Source organism: uncultured Methylibium sp. (assembly GCF_902826655.1).
Lineage (GTDB): Bacteria > Pseudomonadota > Gammaproteobacteria > Burkholderiales > Burkholderiaceae_C > Methylibium.
In genome coordinates, this window is sequence record NZ_CADEFR010000060.1 from 1 (window position 1) to 19,697 (window position 19,697).

Consider the following 19,697-nt stretch of genomic DNA (forward strand, 5'->3'; position numbering starts at 1 on the left):
TGGATCTTCTGCCTGGTGCGCACCAGCAACGAAGGCAAGCCGCAGACCGGCATCAGCTTCCTGCTGATCGACATGAAGTCGCCCGGCATCACGGTGCGACCGATCATCACGCTCGACGGCGAACACGAGGTCAACGAGGTCTGGTTCGACAACGTCGAGGTGCCGGCCGACCAGCTGGTGGGCGAAGAGAACAAGGGCTGGACCTACGCCAAGTACCTGCTGGCCCACGAGCGCACCAACATCGCCGACGTGAACCGCGGCAAGCGCGAGCTGGAGCGGCTGAAGCGCGTCGCCAAGGCCGAAGGGGTCTACGACGACCAGCGCTTCCGCGACCAGGTCGCGCTGCTCGAGGTCGACCTCGTCGCGCTCGAGATGATGGTGCTGCGCGTGCTGAGCGCCGAGAAATCCGGCAAGCAGTCCCTCGACGTCGCCGGCCTGCTGAAGATCCGCGGCTCCGAGATCCAGCAGCGCTACACCGAGCTGATGATGCTGGCCGGCGGGCCCGGCACCCTGCCCTTCATCCACGAGGCGATGGAGGCCGGCTGGCAGGGCGACCACGTCGGCGCGGCCCACCTCGCGCCGCTGGCCGGGACCTACTTCAACGTGCGCAAGACGACGATCTACGGCGGCAGCAACGAAGTTCAAAGGAACATCGTGGCTCAGACCGTGCTCGGGAGCTGACATGGACTTCGACTTCACCGACGACCAGAACTCCCTGCGCGACGCGGTCCAGCGCTGGGTCGAGAAGGGCTTCTCGTTCGAACGCCGCCACGGCATCGCCAAGGCCGGCGGCAAGACGCGCGAGGTCTACGGCGAACTCGCCGAGCTGGGCCTGACCGCGCTGGCCGTGCCCGACGCGCACGGCGGCATGGGCTTCGGCCCGGTCGAGGCGATGGTGGTGCAGGAGGAACTGGGCCGCGGCCTCGTCAACGCACCCTATGCGCAGGGCGCGCTGATCGCACCGGCCGTCCTCGGCACCGCGCCGGACGCGCTGCAGGCCGCCTGGCTGCCGAAGATCGCCGACGCGTCCGCGCTGGTCGTGCTGGCGCACCAGGAGCGCGGTGCGCGCTATCGCCTCGATCAGGTGACGACGAAGGCCGTGCAGGCCCATGGGGGCTGGACGCTGACCGGCGCCAAGGCCGTGGTGCCGGCCGGCGACGAAGCCGATGCGTTCATCGTGCCGGCCCGCACGGCGGGCGCCGACAGCGACGCGAAGGGCATCGCGCTCTTCCTGGTCGAGAAGGGCGCCGCCGGCGCTGCCGTGCGCGGCTATCCGACGCAGGACGGCGCGCGCGCCGCGGAGCTGACGCTGGCGTCCACGCCCGCCACGCTGATCACCACCGACGGCCATGCGGTGCTGGAGCATGCGGTCGACATCGGCATCGCCGCGGCCTGTGCCGAGGCCGTGGGCCTGATGGACAAGCTGCTCGCGGTCACCGTCGAGTACATGAACACGCGCAAGCAGTTCGGCGTGGCCATCGCCAGCTTCCAGGCGCTGCGCCACCGCATCGCCGACGTGAAGATGCAGCTGGAGCTGGCGCGGTCGATGAGCTACTTCGCGACACTCAAGCTCGGCGAGGCGGCAGCGGCGCGGCGCCGCGCGCTGTCGCAGGCGAAGGTGCAGCTGGGCCACAGCATGCGCTTCGTCGGCCAGCAGTGCGTGCAGCTGCACGGCGGCATCGGCGTCACCGACGAGTACATCGGCAGTCACTACTTCAAGCGCCTGACGATGCTGGAGATGAGCTTCGGCGACACGCTGCACCATCTGGGCGAGGTGAGCCGCCGCATGCAGGACACGGCCGGCGTCTTCGCCTGACGCGGCCTGCGCGGTGCGCTGGTCGCAGGTGCTGTTCAGCCAGGGCTTCGGCACGCGCCGCGAGTGCGAGGCCCTGCTGCTGGCGGGCCGCGTGCGGCACGCCGACCGCCTGATCGACGACCCCGACGAAGACGTCGACACCCGCGGGCTCGAGTTCGAGGTCGAAGGCCGTCCCTGGCCCTACGCCGAGAGCGCGCTGATCCTGCTGCACAAGCCGGCCGGCTACGAATGCTCGCAGCGGCCGGGTGCGTCGCCGGGCGTGATGACGCTGCTGCCGCCACCGCTGCGGCGGCGCGGCGTGCAGTCGGTCGGCCGGCTCGACGTCGACACCACCGGCCTGCTGCTGCTGACCGACGACGGCCCGCTGCTGCACCGCCTCACCTCGCCGAAGCATCACGTACCCAAGGTCTACGAGGTGAGCGCCAAGCACCCGGTCAGCGACGCGCAGGTGGCGCAGCTGCTGGCCGGCGTGGTACTGCGAGGCGAGCCGCGCGACGACCCGACACCGGTGCGCGCCGCCGCGGCCGAACGCACCGGGGAGTCGGCGCTGCGGCTCACGCTGACCGAGGGCAAGTACCACCAGGTCAAGCGCATGCTGGCGGCCGTCGGCAACCGCTGCGAGGCCCTGCACCGCAGCGCGATCGGCGCGCTGGCGCTGCCCGCCGATCTGCCACCCGGCCAGTGGCGCTGGGTCGACGAGGCCGGGCGGGACCGGCTCGGGCTCAGGCCTGGATCAGCCCCCAGCGCAACGCCACCAGCGTGATCTCGCTCTGGTTGCTGGCGCCCAGCTTCTGCTTGATGTGGTACAGGTGCGTGCCCACGGTGCTGGGCGACAGCTTCAGGGTCTCGGCGATCTGCGCGACCGTGGCGCCGCGCGCGAGCTGGATGAAGACCGAGAACTCGCGTTCGCTCAGCGTCTCGGCCGGGCTGGACTCGCCGTCGATCTGGGCCACGGCCAGGCGCTGGGCGGTCTGCGCGTCGACATAGCGCTCGCCGCGCGACACCGCCGTCACCGCGGCGATCAGCGCGTCGGGGGCGCTGCGCTTGGCCAGGTAGCCCAGGGCGCCGGCGCGCAGCACGCGCTGCGGGTGGGCGGTGTCCTCGTGGGCCGACAGCACCAGCAGCTTCAGCCTGGCGTCCTGGGCCAGCAGGCGGCGCACCGCTTCGAGCCCGCCCATGCCCGGCATCGACAGGTCCATCACGACCACGTCGGGCTTCACCTTGGGAACCTGCTGGCAGGCCTCCTCGCCGGTTTCGGCCTCGGCGACGACCTCGATGTCGGCGTTGGCCAGCAGCATGCGGAAACCCATGCGCACCAGCGCATGGTCGTCGACCAGCATCACCTTGATCACGAGCTTCCTTCCTCGGCCGTGGTGAACGGCAACCACACCTGCAGCTGCGTCCCGCGCACCGCGCGGTTGGCGATGGCGAGGCGGCCGCCGAGCGCCTCGACCCGCTCGGCCAGCCAGCGCAGACCGTAGTGACCGCCGTCCTGCCGGGCCTTGTCCTTCCAGTCGGGCGCCAGACCGGCGCCGTCGTCCTGCACCTCGAGCTGCGCGCCGCCGCCGTCGGCCCGGAGGCTGACCTCCAGGTGCTGCGCCTGGCCGTGACGCAGCGCATTGGTCATGCCCTCCTGGGCGGCGCGGTAGAGCGCCAGCGCGGCCTCGCTGCCCAGCTGCACGTCGCCGAGCGACAGCTGCAAATCGATGCGCGCCTGGGGCTGGCTCACGCGGGTGCGCTCGGCCAGGTCGCGCAAGGCATCGGCCAGGCCGAAGGCATCCAGCACCAGCGGCGCCAGGCGCGGGATCAGGCCGTGCATCGCGTCGTACAGGCGCGAGCTCTCGTCGGCGATCACGCGCGCCGCCTTCGCGGCATCCGGGTCCCGCGCCTCGACGCGCTGCGCCACCGACAGCGCCAGGCTGCGCATGCCGGTGACCGACTGGCCCAGTTCGTCGTGCAGCTCGCGGGCGATCAGCTTGCGCTCCTGCTCGAGGTGGCGGTCGATCCAGCGCGCCAGGTCGCGCCGGTCGGACAGCTCGCGCTCGGCCTGGGCCGCGCGTCGCTCGGCCTCGATGCGGACGGCGACGCCGTCGACCATGCGGTTGAAGGCGCCACCGATCGCGGCCGCTTCGGTCCCCGGCAGCGACGGCAGCTTGACGTCCATCTGGCCGGCTTCGATGCGGCCCAGCGCCTCGACGATCTGCCCGAATGGCTTGACGGTGCGCCCGACGACCCAGTAGACGACGAGGTTCACTGCCACCAGCAAGCCCAGGCCGGAGGCGGCCAGCACGATGAACTGATCCCAGGCGTCGACCGCGGCCCGCGACGCGTCGGCCCGGATCACCAGCCGGCCGTCGGGGAAGGCGATGGACTGTTCCGAGTGCGGCGGCGCGATCAGCGACGCGAACCAGGCCGGCGCGTCGCGACCGGCCTTGTAGGGCGACGGCGGCGAGCGGTAGAGCTGCTGGCCGGCACCGTCGAAGAGGATGATGTCGTTGGCCCGCACGCGACCCAGGCCGTGCAGGTAGCTCAGCATCGCGGCATTGCCCTGGGCCGCCTGCAGCCACACGGTGCGGTTCAGCAGCTGCGAGGCCACCCGGTTGGCGGCCACGACTTCCTCGCGCACCGAGTCGCGCGTGGCCTGCAGCTGCAGCGCGATCACCGCCAGCACGAACAGCGTGACCAGGCTGCCGACGATCAGGTGGATCTTCAGGCGCAGGCTCATGCGGCGATGGTATCGGCCCCCCGCGGCCGGCCGGACGGCGCGAATCCAGAAAATCATGAGGAGGGATTCATGGCGCGAGGCCTGCCGCGCCGGGCTCGCCAGGCGCACGATGCGCCATGAGTTGACGGGTTCTGATCACGCCCCACCACTCCGCAGTGCCACCGGGCCTGTGCAACGTTCTGGAAGGAGACTCACCATGCAATGGCAAAAGCCCCAAGCGACCGACCTGCGTTACGGCTTCGAGATCACGATGTACATCTCGAACCGCTGATCCAGCGGTTCCGGCGCGGCCCAGGCCGCTCCGGTCAGGAAAGCCCGCCTCGGCGGGCTTTTTTGTCGTTGGCACCGCGGCTCGCGCACCCGACAGCCCCGAAGGAATCACGGTCGCGATAATCGCCCGATGCAAGTCTTCCGCGGTCTGCACCACAGCCTGCTCGTCGAGTCCGCCGCCGCCGCCGTCACGGTCGGCAACTTCGACGGCGTGCACCGCGGTCACCAGGCGATGCTGGCGCTGCTGCGCAGCGAGGCGCTGCACCGCGGCCTCGTCAGCACCGTCCTGAGCTTCGAGCCCCACCCGCGCGACTTCTTCGCCGCCAGGGCCGGGCAGCCCGACAAGGCGCCGGCGCGCATCGCGACGCTGCGCGACAAGCTCGGCGAGCTGGAGCGTTGCGGCATCGAGCGGGTCGTGATCCTGCCCTTCGACGAGCGCCTGGCCGGCCAGAGCCCGCAGGCCTTCATCGACGAGGTGCTGCTGCGGGGCCTGAAGGCGCGCTACGTGCTGGTCGGCGACGACTTCCGCTTCGGCGCCCGACGCGCCGGCGACTACGCGATGCTCGACGCCGCCGGCGAGGCCGCCGGCTTCGACGTCGCCCGCATGCTGAGCTACGAGGTGCACGGCCTGCGCGTCAGCAGCTCGGCCGTGCGCGAGGCGCTGGCGGCCGGGGACATGGGCCTCGCGGCGCGCCTTCTGGGCCGTGCCTACAGCATCAGCGGCCACGTGCTGCATGGGCGCAAGCTGGGCCGCACGCTCGGCGTCGCGGCCGACGGCCGCGGCGGCTTCCGCACGCTGAACCTGCGCTTCCCCCACCCGCGCCCGGCCGCTCACGGCATCTTCGTCGTGCGCACGCACGGCCTCGGCGCGGAGCCGCTGGACGGCGTGGCCAGCCTGGGCGTGCGCCCCACCGTCGACGACAGCGGCCGCGTGCTGCTGGAAGTGCACTGCCTCGACTGGCCCGAGAGCCTCGGCCCCGAGGGGGGCTACGGTAAACTCGTGCGCGTGGAACTGCTGCACAAACTGCGCGACGAAGCCCGCTACGACGGACTCGACGCACTGAGCACCGCGATCGCGCGGGACACGCAGGATGCGCGTGCGTGGTTCAGCGCCCACGCCCCGCGGGCGCACGCGGCCGAGCGCCGCCAGACCACGCGCGATCGAATTCAGGGCGGCTGACCCGTCCTTGCGGCGCGCCGCCTTGCGCCGACCCCCGAGTTCCACGCCGCGCCCGTCCCGACGCGCGGCCGCGCCGAGATCGCCATGAGCACCGACACTCCGACCACCGTCACCGACTACCGCGCCACGCTGAACCTGCCGGACACGCCTTTCCCGATGCGCGGCGACCTGCCGAAGCGCGAGCCGGGCTGGGTCAAGCAGTGGGACCAGCAGGGCACCTACCAGCGCCTGCGCGACGCCCGCGTCGGCCGGCCCAGGTTCGTGCTGCACGACGGCCCGCCCTACGCCAACGGCCAGCTCCACATCGGCCACGCGCTGAACAAGGTGCTCAAGGACATGATCGTCAAGGCGCGCCAGCTGGCGGGCTACGACGCGCTCTATGTGCCCGGTTGGGACTGCCACGGCCTGCCGATCGAGAACCAGATCGAGAAGCTGCACGGCCGCAAGCTGAGCCGCGACGAGGTGCAGGCCCGGAGCCGCGCCTACGCCACCGAGCAGATCGATCAGCAGCGCGCCGACTTCAAGCGCCTGGGCGTGCTGGGCGACTGGGACCACCCCTACCGCACGATGGACTTCGGCAACGAGGCCGGCGAGATCCGTGCCCTGAAGCGCGTGATGGAGCGCGGCTTCGTCTACCGCGGACTGAAGCCCGTGTACTGGTGCTTCGACTGCGGCAGCTCGCTGGCCGAGTTCGAGATCGAGTACGCCGACAAGTCCTCGCCGACGGTGGACGTGGCCTTCCTCGCCGCCGAGCCGGCGAAGCTGGCCGCGGCCTTCGGCCTGCCGTCGCTGGCCAAGGACGCCTTTGCAGTCATCTGGACCACGACACCGTGGACGATCCCCGCCAACCAGGCGCTCAACCTCAACCCCGAGCTCGAGTACGCGCTGGTCGACACCGAACGTGGCCTGCTGCTGCTCGCCAGCGCCCTGGTCGAGAAGTGCCTGGCGCGCTACGGCCTCGCGGGCCAGGTCGTCGGGACGACGCCCGGCAAGAAGCTCGAGGGCCTGAACTTCCACCACCCGCTGGCGCACGTGCATCCCGGCTACGACCGACTGAGTCCCGTCTACCTGGCCGACTACGCGACGGCCGAGGACGGCACCGGCATCGTCCACTCCTCGCCGGCCTACGGCGTGGACGACTTCAACTCGTGCATCGCCCACGGCATGAAGCACGACGAGATCCAGAACCCGGTGCAGGGCAACGGCGTCTACGCGGCCGAGCTGCCGCTGTTCGGCGGCCAGTTCATCTGGAAGGCCAACCCGGTGATCGTCGAGGCGCTGAAGGACGCCGGCCGCCTGATGGCGACCGCGAAGCTCGACCACAGCTACCCACACTGCTGGCGCCACAAGACGCCGGTGATCTACCGCGCCGCCGCGCAGTGGTTCGTGCGCATGGACGAGGGCGAGGGCGTGTTCACCGTCGACAAGGCGCCGCAGACGCTGCGCCGGACGGCGCTCGAGGCGATCGACGCGACGGCCTTCTACCCCGAGAACGGCCGCGCCCGCCTGCGCGACATGATCGCCAACCGGCCCGACTGGTGCATCAGCCGCCAGCGCAACTGGGGCGTGCCGCTGCCCTTCTTCCTGCACAAGGTGACGGGCGAGCTGCACCCCGACACGCTGGCGCTGATGGACCGTGCGGTGGCCCTCGTCGAGCAGGGTGGCGTCGAAGCCTGGTCGCGCCTGGATGCGGCGGACTGGCTGGGGGCGCAGGCCGACGACTACGCCAAGAGCAGCGACATCCTCGACGTCTGGTTCGACTCCGGTTCGACCTTCTTCCACGTGCTGCGCGGCAGTCATCCCGGCGGCAGCCACGAGACCGGCCCCGAGGCCGACCTCTACCTCGAAGGCCACGACCAGCACCGCGGCTGGTTCCACAGTTCGCTGCTGATCGCCTGCGCGATCGAGGGTCGGGCGCCCTACCGCGGCCTGCTGACCCACGGCTTCGCGACCGACGGCCAGGGCCGCAAGATGAGCAAGTCGCTGGGCAACACCGTCGCGCCGCAGACGGTGAGCGAAAAGCTCGGCGCCGAGATCATCCGCCTGTGGGTCGCCAGCACCGACTACTCGGGCGACCTCAACATCGACGACAAGATCCTCGCGCGCGTGGTCGATGCCTACCGTCGCATCCGCAACACGCTGCGCTTCCTGCTGGCCAACACCAGCGACTTCGACCCGGCGAAGGACGCGGTGCCCGACGACCAGCTGCTGGAGATCGACCGCTACGCGCTGGCGCGCGCCGCGCAGCTGCAGACCGAGATCCTGGCGCACTACGAGGTCTACGAGTTCCACCCGGTGGTCGCCAAGCTGCAGGTCTACTGCAGCGAGGACCTGGGCGCGTTCTATCTCGACGTGCTGAAGGACCGCCTCTACACGACCGCACCCAAGTCGCCGGCGCGCCGCAGCGCGCAGACGGCGCTGCACCGGATCACGCACGCGATGCTGCGCTGGATGGCGCCCTTCCTCAGCTTCACGGCCGAGGAGGCGTGGGCGATCTTCGCGCCAGGTGCGTCGCCGTCGATCTTCGAGCAGACCTATGCGAGCTTCGCGGCACCGGACGCAGCGCTGCTCACGAAGTGGTCGCGCCTCCGCGATATCCGGGAGGCGGTCAACAAGGAGATCGAGGCGGTGCGCGGGAGTGGCAGCGTCGGCTCGTCGCTGCAGGCGACGGTCGCGGTCGGGGCACCCGCTGCTGATGCGACCCTGCTGGCCGGCCTGGGCGAGGACCTGAAGTTCGTCTTCATCACCTCCGCGGCCACCGTGGACGAGGCAGAGGCCCTGTCGGTCAGCGTCACGCCCAGCACCGCGCCCAAGTGCGAACGCTGCTGGCACTACCGCGACGATGTCGGCCACGACCCGGCCCACCCGACGATCTGCGGCCGCTGCACCAGCAACCTGTACGGCGCAGGCGAAGTTCGCCGCGTCGCCTGAGGCCGAGCATGGGCGACACATCGATGGGCCGCGGCAACAGCCTGCTCGTCTGGCTCGGCATCGCGATGCTGGTGGTGGTGCTGGACCAGGTCACCAAGACGCTGATCCTCGGCGCCTTCCAGTACGGCGACTCGCGCCACGTCACCGACTTCTTCAACATCGTGCGAGTGCACAACACCGGCGCGGCCTTCAGCTTCCTGGCCGGCGCGTCCGGCTGGCAGCGCTGGTTCTTCGTCGGCCTGGGCGTCGTGGCCTCGGTCTTCATCCTGTGGATGCTGCGCACCCAGGGTCACCAGAAGCTGTTCGCGACCGCGCTGTCGCTGATCCTCGGCGGCGCCGTCGGCAACGTGGTCGATCGCCTGCTGCACGGCTACGTCGTCGACTTCCTCGACTTCCACTGGGGCGGCAGTCACTTCCCGGCCTTCAACGTCGCCGACAGCGCCATCAGCGTCGGTGCCGCGCTGCTGATCTTCGACGAGATCCGCCGCGTGCGCCGCGGTTGAGGCGGCCCGGCATGCAACGCCGTCGACTCGCGCTGGCGCTGGCCGGTGCCGGTGTCGCTGCGCTGCTGCCGCCGCGCGCAGCGGCAGCCGGTCCGACACGGCTGGCGCTCGGTACCGCCACGCCAGGCGGCGGCTTCCAGGTCTACGGCCAGGCCTACGCCGACGCGCTCGACGAGACGGACCCGACGCTCGCCATCGAGCCGCGCGCCACGCGCGGCAGCACCGAGAACCTGCCCCTGCTCGAAGCGGGCGCACTGGACCTGGGCCTCGTCACCGGCGAGGTTGCGCACGAGGCCTTCGCCGGCATCGGCCGCCCCGCGGCGACCGGCCTGCGCATCGTCAACGCGATGTACCCGAACTCGGGCCTCTTCGCCGTGCGCGCCGACGGCACGCTGCGCACGCTGGCCGACCTGCGCGGGCGGCGCATCGCCTGGGGCGCGCGCGGCTCCGGCTTCGTCGTGCTGGCGCGCTACCTGGCCGACGGTCTGGGGCTGGACCTGGAGCGCGACTTCGCGTCGACCTACCTCGATCGGGCTGCCGACGGCCCGGCGATGCTGCTCGACGGCCGCATCGACGCGCTGTGGGGCGGCGGCTCGGCCTGGCCCGGCTTCACCGCCGTGGCCGACGGCCCGGCCGGTGCGCGCTTCATCGCGCCCGACGACGCGAGCCTGCAGCGCGTCATCGACAAGCACCCCTTCATCCGCCGCACGACGCTACCGGCCGGCAGCTACCGCGGCCAGGATCGCGACATCGTCACGCTGGGCTCGTGGAGCCTGGTGCTGGGCCGCGCCACGCTGCCCGACGAGGTCATGCATCGCGTCGCGCTGGCACTGCACCGCGGACGCGAGGGCCTGCGGCGCCGCCTGCCATTGGCTGGAGAGTCCACGCTCGCCAACACCCTGGCCGCGGCCCCGCGCACCGAACTGATCCACGCCGGCGTGCGCCGCGCGATGCGCGAGCTGGGCCTGCCGGCCTGAGCCGCGCTCAGGGAATCAGCACGCTGCAGCCGACCGTGAGTCGCGCTTCGAGGTCGCGGTGGGCCTGGGCGACGTCGGCCAGCGCGTAGCGGCGCTCGACCGGGATCTTCACGTCGCCGCGCAACACGGTCGCGAACAGATCGTCGGCCATGGCCTGCGTGCTCTCCCGCGTCGCGAGGTGCGTGAAGATCGTCGGGCGCGTCAGGTAGAGCGAACCCTTCGCCGCCAGCGTGCCGGTCTCGACGGGCGGCACCTTGCCGGAGGCGTTGCCGTAGCTGACCATCAGCCCGAACGGCGAGAGGCAGTCGAGCGACTTCTCGAAGGTGTCCTTGCCGACCGAGTCGTAGACGACCTTCACGCCGCGCCCGCCGGTGATGTCCTTCACGCGCGCGGCGAAGTCCTCGCGCTTGTAGTTGATCGCGTGCGTCGCACCGTACTCGCGGGCCAGCGCGCACTTCTCGTCGCTGCCGGCGGTGCCGATCAGCTGCAGACCGAGGGCCCGCGCCCACTGGCAGGCGATCAGCCCCACGCCGCCGGCCGCTGCCTGGAACAGCACGAAGTCGCCGTGCTGCAGACCGCCCTGCGGCAGCGTCTTCTTCAGCAGGTACTGCGCGGTCAGGCCCTTGAGCATCATCGCCGCACCGGTCTCGAAGTCGATGCCGTCGGGGAGCTTCACCACACACTTGGCCGGCATCACGCGGGCTTCGCAGTAGGCGCCCGGCGGCTGGCTGGCGTAGGCCGCACGGTCGCCGGCCTTCAGGTGCGTCACGCCCTCGCCGACGGCTTCGACGATGCCGGCGCCTTCCATGCCCAGCGTCAGCGGCATCGGCAGCGGGTACACGCCGGCACGCTGGTACACGTCGATGTAGTTCAGGCCGCAGGCCTGGTGGCGGATGCGGATCTCGCCGGGGCCGGGCTCGCCGACGTCGACCTGCACGAGCTGCATCGCGTCGGCCCCGCCGGCCTGCTGCACCTGGATCGCTTTGACTTTTGACATGGACGCTCCGAGTCGAGAGAGGATTCTCCGGTATCGTGCCAGCGTTGCCCGACCCTTGCACATGCGCCGCCTTTGCCTCGCTCCCAACCTCGCCATCGCGACGCTGTGGACCGACCTGCTGCGCGAAGCCGGCATCGCCGCCAGCGTGCAGCGTGCGTTCGCGAGCGGCAGCACCGGCCTGATCCCGCCTGACCAGGCGCTGCCCGAAGTCTGGGTGCAGCACGACGAGCAGTTCGACCGCGCCGAGACCCTGCTGGCCGACGCGCAACGCTGCCCGCAGCGCCTGTGGACCTGCCCCGGCTGCGCCGAGCGGATCGATGGTCCCTTCGAGCAGTGCTGGAACTGCGGGCATGCCATGCCTGCGTCGGACCCCTGACGCCGTCCCGATGTCGCTGCCCAGCGCAAGGATCGCCCTGCTGATGACCGTGCCGCCCCTGCTGTGGGCCGGCAATGCGGTGGTCGGCCGCCTGATGGTCGGCCAGGTGCCGCCGCTGACGCTGAACGCGCTGCGCTGGAGCCTCGCCTTCCTCCTGCTGCTGCCGCTGGGCTGGCGCGTGCTGCGCGAGCCGCGGGCCTTGAAGACTCGCTGGCGCCACCTGCTGCTGCTGGGCACGCTGGGGGTGGGCATGTACAACGCCTTCCAGTACCTCGCGCTGGTCAGTTCGACGCCGATCAACGTGACGCTGATCGCAGCCAGCATGCCGGTGTGGATGCTCGCGGTCGGCGCCCTGTTCTACGGGGTGCAGCCGCAGCGCCGGCAGATCGCAGGGGCGGCGTTGTCGCTCGCCGGCGTGGCGCTGGTGATCGCGCGTGGCGACCCCGCGGCACTGGCCCGCGTGCAGTTCGTCGCCGGCGACCTCTACATCGTGATCGCGATCATCGCTTGGTCGTTCTACAGCTGGATGCTCGCGCGGCCGCCCGCGCACCTCCAGGGCGACGGCCAGCCGCGCGTGCAGGACGGCACGGCCTCGCGACCCTGGGACTGGTCCGAGACCCTGCTGATCCAGGTGATGTTCGGGCTGGTCTTCGCGCTCGGCGCCAGTGGCCTGGAGCAGGCATCCGGCGCGGCGGACATCCGCTGGAGCGCTGCGGTCGTCGCGGCGCTCGCCTACGTGGCGATCGGACCGGCCCTCATCGCCTACCGCTGCTGGGGCCTGGGCGTGTCGCTCGGCGGGCCGGCACTCGCCGCGTTCTTCAGCAACCTGACGCCGGTGTTCGCGGCGCTGCTGTCTGCGGCGCTGCTCGGCGAGTGGCCGCAGTGGTACCACGGCGTGGCCTTCGGGCTGATCGTCGCAGGCATCGTCGTCTCGGCAGCGCGGCGCTGAGCCGCGTGCCGTGGCGCGTCGGCCGCAGTCCGTTTGGGGGAAAACATCCCCGAATGCACCCCCGAGCCCACGTCCTCTTGGGGGAAGCCGCGATATCGAAGCAGCGCTAGCAGCATCGCTGGCTATGATGAGTCCACACCCCGCCGCACGATGAACACGCCTGCCGCCATCGCCATTCCTTTCGAGCACGACTGGGAACAGCTGCCCGGGATGATGATGGCCATCGGCCGCGACGCGCGCCTGCTGGGTCTGAACGACGCACTCGCCCAGGCCACGGGCTGGAAGCGCGGCTCCTCGGCCTGGCTCGACCGGCTGGGGCCGGTGGCCCGCGAGGAGTTGCGTGCCGCGCTGGCCAACCCCGGGGCGCCGGCGCGCTTCCGTCTCGAGCTCGACGCGCTGCTGAACGACGGCAGCATCCTGTGGCTGGACTGCCAGGGCCGCTGGGGCGGCGGCGACGCCAGCGACCTGTGCCTGTGCTCGCTGCACGACATCAGCGCCGGCAAGCAGGTCGAGCTGGCGCTGCTGGAGCAGACGACGCAGCTGCGCGTGCTGGCCGACAACGTGCCGGCGCTGATCGCCTACTACGAGCTGAAGGACTTCCGCTGCACCTTCGCGAACCGCCACTACGCGCAGGCGCTGGGCTGGACCACCGAGAACATCCTCGGCCGCACGGCCGCCGAGATCGTCGGCGAGAAAGGCTGGCAGCAGATCCGCCCCTACATCGAGGCCGTGGTCGCGACGCGCCGCCAGGTCTCGTACGAGCGCGAGCTGGCCGACGCCGCCGGCCGCCTGCAATGGCTCGAGGTCGACGTGCTGCCCAACCTGGGCGAGCAGGGTGAGCTCTACGGCGCCTTCGTGCGCGTCACCGACATCACCAAGCATCGCCTGGTCGAGCGCGCGGTGCGCGAGTCCGAGGAGCGACTCGCCAAGTTCATGGAGGCCAGCGCCGAGGGCATCCTGTTCCATCGCGACGGCACCGTGCTCGACGTCAACGGACCGATCTGCGAGCTGACCGGCTACGCGCCGAAGGAAGTCATCGGCCGACGCACCTCGGAGTTCCTCGCTCCCGACCACATCGACAAGGCCCAGCGCGTGCTGGCCGCCGGCGCCGAGACCAGCTTCGAGAGCATGGCGCTGGGCAAGCAGGGACAGCGTATTCCCGTCGAGCTGATCACGCGCTCGATCGAGCGCGGCGGCGAGAAGCTGCGCCTGGTGGTCGTGCGCGACATCCGCGAGCGCGTCGCCGCGCAGGCACGCATCCACCACCTGGCCCACCACGACGCGCTGACCGGCCTGCCGAACCGCCTGTCCTTCGTGCAGCAGCTCGAGCAGCGCACCGCCTCGCACCGCGCCGGCGACGCGCAGATCGCGCTGCTGTTCATCGACCTCGACCACTTCAAGCGCGTCAACGACTCGCTCGGCCACCTGGCCGGCGACCTGCTGCTCAAGACCGTCACGGCGCGCATCCTGTCCTGCCTGCGCGGCGACGACCTCGTGGCACGCTTCGGCGGCGACGAGTTCATGGTGATGATCGCCGGCGTCACCGATCGCGCGGTGATCGAGCAGGTGGCCGGCAAGCTGCTGACCGCCATCGAGGCGCCGCTCGACGTCGCCGGCCGGCCGATCTCGGTCTCGCCGTCGATCGGCGTTGCGCTCTTCCCGGAGCACGGCCGCACGCCCGACGAGCTGATCCAGCATGCCGACGCCGCGATGTACCTCGCCAAGTCGCGCGGCCGCGCCAACGTGCAGTTCTTCGACCGCACACTCGCCACTGCCGCCTACGACGCGCTGGTCGTCGAGAGCGAGCTGGCCCAGGCGCTCGAAGCGCAGGCCTTCGAGCTGCACTACCAGCCGCAGCTGAACGCGACGACCGGCCGGCTCGTCGGCATCGAGGCGCTGATCCGCTGGCGCCACCCGGGCCGCGGGCTGCTGCTGCCCGAGCACTTCGTGCCGGTGGCGGAGGAACGCCGCCTGATGCTGCCGATCGGTCAGTGGGTGCTGCGCGAGGCGTTGCGCTGCGTGAAGCGCTGGCGTGCGGAGCTGGGTCTGACGATGCCGGTGTCGGTCAACCTGTCGAACGTGCAGTTCCAGCAGCACGGTTTCGTCGACGGGCTGGCGCGCCTGCTCGACGAGGAGCAGGCCCGCGGCGACTGGCTCGAGCTCGAGCTCACCGAACGCATGCTGATGGACGACCTCGACGACGTGAAGGCCTCGCTCGCCCGGCTCAAGGCCCTGGGCATTCGCCTGGCCGTCGACGACTTCGGGACCGGCTACTCCTCGCTCGGTCACCTGAAGGAACTGCCGATCGACAAGGTCAAGATCGACGGCTCCTTCGTGCGCGACGTCCCGCAGCGGGCCGACGCCTGCGCGATCGTGCGCGCCATCGTGCAGCTCGGCCACAGCCTCGAACTGGCGGTGATCGCCGAAGGCGTGGAGACCGAGGCGCAACGCGACTTCCTGCGCCAGCTCGGCTGCGACGAGCTGCAGGGCCTGCTGGTCGGCGAGCCGCTGCCGGCGCCCGCCTTCGAAGCCTGGGTCGCCGCCCGCCGCTGACGCGCAGCGGCGCGACTCAGCGCCGGCGCGGCCAGTGCCGGTCGAGCACCGGTGCCACGCGCGGGTGCGCTTCCACCCGCTTCAGCAACTTCGAGAAGGCCGGCCGCGACGTCGCCAGGTGCTGGCGTGTGCCCGACCACTTGGAGACCACCGCGGCCAGCAGGTCGAGCGCATCCGGCGCCGCGCCGCCGAGGAAGGGATCGCCGCCGACGAACTGGTCGGCGAACGCATCCCACAGCGCGTGCAGCCGCTCGCGGCTGCCCTGATGCAGGCGATCGCGCGTCGCCTGCCGCGGCCTGCCGGCGAGCCAGCGCCCGGGGAAGTCGACCACACCGATCGCCGCATAGCAGTTGGCGGCCACGTACACGAGACCGCGCAGCGCCCGCGCACGGGCCGCGGCATCGGCCGGCAGCAAGCCGCTGCGCGGATGCACCAGGCCCAGGTGGATCAGGATCGCGGCGCTCTCGGTCATCACGCTGCCGTCGGGCAGCAGCAGCGTCGGGATCTGCCCCAGCGGATTGACGCCCTTCAGCGCTTCCAGCCCCGGCCCGGGCTCCCAGGACGCGGCGTCGATGCGCGCCCAGCGCACGCCGGTCCAGTCGAGTGCCACTTCCACGGCCGCCGACCCCGAGCCGTCGGAGCCGTAGAGCGTGTAGCTCGCGCCCATCAGAACGTTCCCGGGTAGGCGCCCCCATCCATCAGCAGGTTCTGCCCGGTGATGAACCCGGCCTGGGCGCTGCACAGGAAGGCGCAGGCCGCGCCGAACTCGGCGGCCGTGCCGAAGCGCCGCGCCGGGTTCTGCAGCGCGCGTTGCGCCATCACCTCCTCGATCGGCTTGCCGGCGGCCTGCGCGGCGCCGGCCATCGTCGCCTTCAGGCGATCGGTGTCGAACGGCCCGGGCAGCAGGTTGTTGATCGTGACGTTGCGCGCCACGGTCTTGCGCGAGAGTCCCGCCACGAAGCCGGTCAGCCCCGAGCGAGCGCCGTTCGACAGGCCGAGGATGTCGATCGGCGCCTTCACGGCGGCCGAGGTGATGTTGACGATGCGCCCGAAGCCCCGCGCCATCATCGGGTCGACCACTGCCTTCATCAGCTCGATCGGCGCGAGCATGTTCGCGTCGAGCGCACGGATCCAGGCGTCGCGGTCCCAGTCGCGGAAGTCACCGGGCGGCGGACCGCCGGCGTTGTTGACCAGGATGTCGACCTGCGGGCAGGCACCCAGCGCCGCCGCGCGGCCCTCGGGGGTGGCGATGTCGCCGGCGACTGCACGCACCTCGATGCCGGCGCGGATCGCGCGCAGTTCGCGCGCCGTCGCCTCCAGCGCGTCGGCGCCGCGCGCCGTGACCACCAGGTTCACGCCCTCGCCGGCCAGCGCCTGCGCGCAGCCCTTGCCAAGGCCCTTGCTCGCGGCGCACACCAGCGCCCACTTGCCTGCGATGCCGAGGTCCATGTGTCGTCTCCTAGCGGTACTTTGCCAGCAACCAGATGCCCGCCAGCACCAGCAGCGTGCCCGCGGCGATCCACGGCGTGAAGGGCTCGCCGAGGATCGCCACGCCCATCAGCAGCGTGCTCATCGGGCCGACCATGCCGGTCTGCGCGGCCAGCGTGGGGCCGATGCGCTCGATCGCCATCATGACCATCAGCACCGGCGCCACGGTGCACGCGGTCGCGTTCAGCACCGACAGCCAGATCACCGGCGACGGCACCGCGAGGGCGACGTCCACCGAGCGCAGCACGAAGAACTGGCCGATGCACAAGGCACAGGCCACCGTGCTGGCCAGGCCGACCAGACGCAGCGATCCCAGCCGTTGCACGACCGCACCGCTGTAGGCCAGGTAGACCGCATAGCTGACGGCGCTGCCGAACACCAGCAGCGTGCCGAGCACCGCGTGCGGCCCCTGCGAGCCGACCTCGTGCCCGAACACCAGCAGCACGCCGGTGTAGCTGACGCCGATCGCCGCGAGCTGCCGCGCGCCGACGCGCTGGCCGAACATCACGACGCTGATCGCCAGCACCAGCGTCGGGTTCAGGTAGAGGATGAGCCGCTCGAGGCTGGCACTGATGTACTGCAGCCCCAGGAAGTCGAGGAAGCTCGCCAGGTAGTAGCCGGTCACGCCCAGCAGCAGGACCATGCGCCGGTCCTGCGAGGTCAGCGGCGCCTTGCCGCGGCTTGCCCACCAGGCCATCGCCAGGAAGAAGGGCAGCGCGAACAGCATGCGGAAGAACAGCACCGTCACCGCATCGACGCCATGGCGGTACAACAGCTTGGCGACGATGGCCTTGCCGGAGAACGCGACCGCGCCGGCGACGGCGAGCGCGAGGCCCGCCCAGGGCAGGCCGGTCGGATTCAAAACCCCGCCGCCTGCCCGTCGCGCCGCGGATCGCTGGCGGCGACATAGCCTTCGCTGCCCGGGTCGCCGAGACGCCAGATGAACTGGCCGGCGCCGAAGTCCTGGTAGCTGTCCTGGATCACTTCCATCCGATGGCCCAGCGCGGCCAGGCCCTGCACCGTCGCCGGGGCCATGCCGGCCTCGACGTTGATCTCGAGCCCCGCGTTGTAGCGCCAGCGCGGTGCGTCGCAGGCGGCCTGCGGCTGCTGGCCGTAGTCGACCATGCGCACGAGGGTCTGCAGGTGGCCCTGCGGCTGCATGTTCGCCCCCATCACGCCGAAGCTCATGCGCGGCGCACCGTCGGCGTCGCTCAGGAAGGCCGGGATGATGGTGTGGAAGGGCCGCTTGCCCGGCGCGACGAGGTTGGCGCTGCCGGCGCGCAGGCTGAAGCCGTGCCCGCGGTTCTGCAGCGACAGCCCGTAGTCGGGCACGACCACGCCCGACCCGAAACCCATGTAGTTGCTCTGGATGAAGCTGACCATCATCCCGGACTCGTCGGCCGTGCTGAGGTAGATGGTGCCGCCCTTCGCGGGGTTGCCGGCCCCGAAGTCCTGGGCGCGCTTCGGGTCGATCAGCCGGGCGCGGCCGGCGAGGTAGGCGTCGTCGAGCAGCTGTTCGGCGGTCACCTCCATGCTGGCCGGCTCGGCCACGTAGCGGTAGGTGTCGGCGAAGGCAAGCTTCATCGCCTCGATCTGCAGGTGCTGCGAGGCCACGCCATCGACCGGCAGCGCCGCGACGTCGAAGTGCGCCAGGATGCCGGCGGCGATCAGCGCCGCGATGCCCTGCCCGTTGGGCGGGATCTCGTGCAGCACGTGGCCGCGGTAGCGCCGGGCGATGGGGTCGACCCACTCGGGGCGATAAGCCGCGAGGTCGTCAGCGGTGATGGCGCCGCCCTGCTCGCGCGCCTGGCGCGCCAGCGCCGCGGCGATCTCGCCGCGGTAGTAGGCCTCGCCCCGGGTGGCTGCGATGGCACGCAGCGTTCGCGCCGCGCCGGGCATCCTGAACAGCTCGCCGACGGCCGGCGCTCGGCCGCGCGGCAAGAAGGTCGGCGCAAAGCCGGGCTGCGAGGCGAGCGCCTCGACGCGGGATGCCGCGGCCCACTTCTGCTGCACGACGACCGGCACGGCATAACCGCGCTCGGCGATGTCGATGGCCGGCGCCAGCAGGTCGCCGAAGGGCAGCTTGCCGTAGCGCTCGCTTAAGCCCATCCAGCCGGCGACGGCCCCCGGCACGGTGACGCTGTCCCAGCCGCGCTGCGGCGGCCGCGTGGCATCGACCCCGTGCTGGCGGCGGAAGTAGTCGGGCGTCCACGCGGCGGGCGCGCGCCCGGAGGCGTTCAGCCCCACGAGCCGCCGGCCGTCCCACAGGATGCAGAAGGCGTCCGAGCCCAGGCCGTTGCTGCAGGGCTCGACGATGGTCATCACCGCCGCCGCGGCGACGGCCGCGTCGACCGCGTTGCCGCCGGCCTGCAACATCTTCAGCCCGGCCTGCACGGCCAGCGGGTGGGAGGTGGCGACGAGGTTGCGGGCGAAGACCGGCAAGCGGGTGCTCGGGTAGCCCGAGCGGTAGTCGAAGGAACTCATGGAACGGATGATGACCGATCGGCGCGACGTGCGCGCCGATCGGCGCCGCTCAATCGTCCGCTTCGTGGAACGCTTCCTCGCGCTTGTTCTTGATCGACGGCAGCATCACGATCACGATCAGCGCGACCGCCGCCAACAGCAACCCGGCCGACAGCGGCCGCGTGATGAAGGTGCTCCAGTCGCCGCGACTCAGCAGCAGCGAGCGGCGCAGGTTCTCTTCCATCATCGGCCCGAGGATGAAGCCCAGCAGCAGCGGCGCCGGCTCGCAGTGCAGCTTGTAGAACAGGTAGCCGACGATGCCGAAGCCGGCCGCCATGAACACGTCGAAGTTGTTGTTGTTGAGCGTGTACAGGCCGATGCAGCAGAAGGTCAGGATGGCCGGGAACAGGTAGCGGTAGGGCACGGTCAGCAGCTTGATCCAGATGCCGATCAGCGGCAGGTTCAGGAT

The 19,697-nt window shown here is 71.2% G+C and carries 19 protein-coding genes; 11 read left to right on the forward strand and 8 right to left on the reverse strand.

Annotated features, from left to right (window positions below; genetic code table 11):
* The 3 genes from QZV97_RS17200 to QZV97_RS17210 form a co-directional block, all read left to right on the forward strand.
* On the forward strand, nt 1–681 hold a 681-nt coding region (locus tag QZV97_RS17200), incomplete at its 5' end, for an acyl-CoA dehydrogenase family protein (protein ID WP_295645337.1).
* A 1-nt stretch (nt 682) separates the two neighbouring features.
* Complete coding sequence (locus QZV97_RS17205; protein ID WP_295645340.1) at nt 683–1,816, forward strand: acyl-CoA dehydrogenase family protein; 1,134 nt, start codon at nt 683–685, stop codon at nt 1,814–1,816.
* Between the two features lie 13 nt (nt 1,817–1,829).
* Entirely contained in the window at nt 1,830–2,579 is a 750-nt protein-coding gene (locus tag QZV97_RS17210) for a 16S rRNA pseudouridine(516) synthase (protein ID WP_295645343.1), read from the forward strand.
* Here QZV97_RS17210 and QZV97_RS17215 read toward each other — a convergent pair.
* Both QZV97_RS17215 and QZV97_RS17220 read right to left on the reverse strand, forming a co-directional pair.
* Nucleotides 2,539–3,168 carry a response regulator transcription factor gene (locus QZV97_RS17215; RefSeq protein ID WP_295645346.1) on the reverse strand — a complete coding sequence of 210 codons (630 nt, stop codon included), beginning with the start codon at nt 3,166–3,168 and terminating at the stop codon, nt 2,539–2,541. The genes QZV97_RS17210 and QZV97_RS17215 overlap by 41 nt on opposite strands.
* On the reverse strand, nt 3,165–4,541 hold the full coding sequence (locus QZV97_RS17220; protein WP_295645350.1) for a sensor histidine kinase: 1,377 nt from the start codon (nt 4,539–4,541) through the stop codon (nt 3,165–3,167). The genes QZV97_RS17215 and QZV97_RS17220 overlap by 4 nt, the downstream gene beginning before the upstream one ends.
* A gap of 196 nt (nt 4,542–4,737) precedes the next feature.
* Here QZV97_RS17220 and pqqA point away from each other — a divergent pair, with 196 nt between their 5' ends.
* From pqqA to QZV97_RS17245, 5 genes are all read left to right on the forward strand, one after another.
* On the forward strand, nt 4,738–4,812 hold the full coding sequence (pqqA, locus tag QZV97_RS17225) for a pyrroloquinoline quinone precursor peptide PqqA (RefSeq protein ID WP_081771315.1): 75 nt from the start codon (nt 4,738–4,740) through the stop codon (nt 4,810–4,812).
* A 129-nt stretch (nt 4,813–4,941) separates the two neighbouring features.
* Entirely contained in the window at nt 4,942–5,991 is a 1,050-nt protein-coding gene (locus tag QZV97_RS17230) for a bifunctional riboflavin kinase/FAD synthetase (protein ID WP_295645353.1), read from the forward strand.
* 84 nt (nt 5,992–6,075) lie between these two features.
* Nucleotides 6,076–8,922 (forward strand): isoleucine--tRNA ligase, encoded by a 2,847-nt coding sequence (gene ileS, locus QZV97_RS17235; protein WP_295645356.1) that lies wholly within the window; start codon nt 6,076–6,078, stop codon nt 8,920–8,922.
* 8 nt (nt 8,923–8,930) lie between these two features.
* Nucleotides 8,931–9,425, forward strand: coding sequence for a signal peptidase II (gene lspA, locus QZV97_RS17240; protein ID WP_295645359.1), 495 nt, complete (start codon nt 8,931–8,933; stop codon nt 9,423–9,425).
* An 11-nt stretch (nt 9,426–9,436) separates the two neighbouring features.
* Entirely contained in the window at nt 9,437–10,402 is a 966-nt protein-coding gene (locus QZV97_RS17245; RefSeq protein ID WP_295645362.1) for a TAXI family TRAP transporter solute-binding subunit, read from the forward strand.
* Between the two features lie 7 nt (nt 10,403–10,409).
* On the opposite strand, the gene QZV97_RS17250 is transcribed toward QZV97_RS17245, so the two are convergent.
* Nucleotides 10,410–11,399 carry a quinone oxidoreductase gene (locus QZV97_RS17250; RefSeq protein WP_295645366.1) on the reverse strand — a complete coding sequence of 330 codons (990 nt, stop codon included), beginning with the start codon at nt 11,397–11,399 and terminating at the stop codon, nt 10,410–10,412.
* Nucleotides 11,400–11,460: 61 nt separating this feature from the next.
* Here QZV97_RS17250 and QZV97_RS17255 point away from each other — a divergent pair, with 61 nt between their 5' ends.
* From QZV97_RS17255 to QZV97_RS17265, 3 genes are all read left to right on the forward strand, one after another.
* Nucleotides 11,461–11,775, forward strand: coding sequence for a DUF2007 domain-containing protein (locus QZV97_RS17255; protein ID WP_295645369.1), 315 nt, complete (start codon nt 11,461–11,463; stop codon nt 11,773–11,775).
* A gap of 43 nt (nt 11,776–11,818) precedes the next feature.
* A complete protein-coding gene (locus QZV97_RS17260) occupies nt 11,819–12,724 on the forward strand; it encodes a DMT family transporter (protein ID WP_366558914.1) in 906 nt (301 codons plus the stop codon).
* 150 nt (nt 12,725–12,874) lie between these two features.
* Nucleotides 12,875–15,277 (forward strand): bifunctional diguanylate cyclase/phosphodiesterase, encoded by a 2,403-nt coding sequence (locus QZV97_RS17265; protein WP_295645375.1) that lies wholly within the window; start codon nt 12,875–12,877, stop codon nt 15,275–15,277.
* Between the two features lie 16 nt (nt 15,278–15,293).
* Here the strand turns inward: QZV97_RS17265 and QZV97_RS17270 are convergent, their stop codons facing one another.
* The 5 genes from QZV97_RS17270 to QZV97_RS17290 all read right to left on the reverse strand — a co-directional run.
* Entirely contained in the window at nt 15,294–15,944 is a 651-nt protein-coding gene (locus QZV97_RS17270; protein WP_295645378.1) for a glutathione S-transferase, read from the reverse strand.
* Nucleotides 15,944–16,726, reverse strand: coding sequence for an SDR family oxidoreductase (locus tag QZV97_RS17275; protein WP_295645381.1), 783 nt, complete (start codon nt 16,724–16,726; stop codon nt 15,944–15,946). Before QZV97_RS17275 ends, QZV97_RS17270 begins: the two co-directional genes overlap by 1 nt.
* A gap of 10 nt (nt 16,727–16,736) precedes the next feature.
* Entirely contained in the window at nt 16,737–17,627 is an 891-nt protein-coding gene (locus QZV97_RS17280; protein WP_295645384.1) for a DMT family transporter, read from the reverse strand.
* A complete protein-coding gene (locus tag QZV97_RS17285; protein WP_295645386.1) occupies nt 17,624–19,249 on the reverse strand; it encodes a gamma-glutamyltransferase family protein in 1,626 nt (541 codons plus the stop codon). The genes QZV97_RS17280 and QZV97_RS17285 overlap by 4 nt, the downstream gene beginning before the upstream one ends.
* A 49-nt stretch (nt 19,250–19,298) precedes the next feature.
* Nucleotides 19,299–19,697, reverse strand: a 399-nt coding sequence (locus QZV97_RS17290) for a tripartite tricarboxylate transporter permease (RefSeq protein WP_295645388.1), incomplete at its 5' end; no start/stop codon positions are given.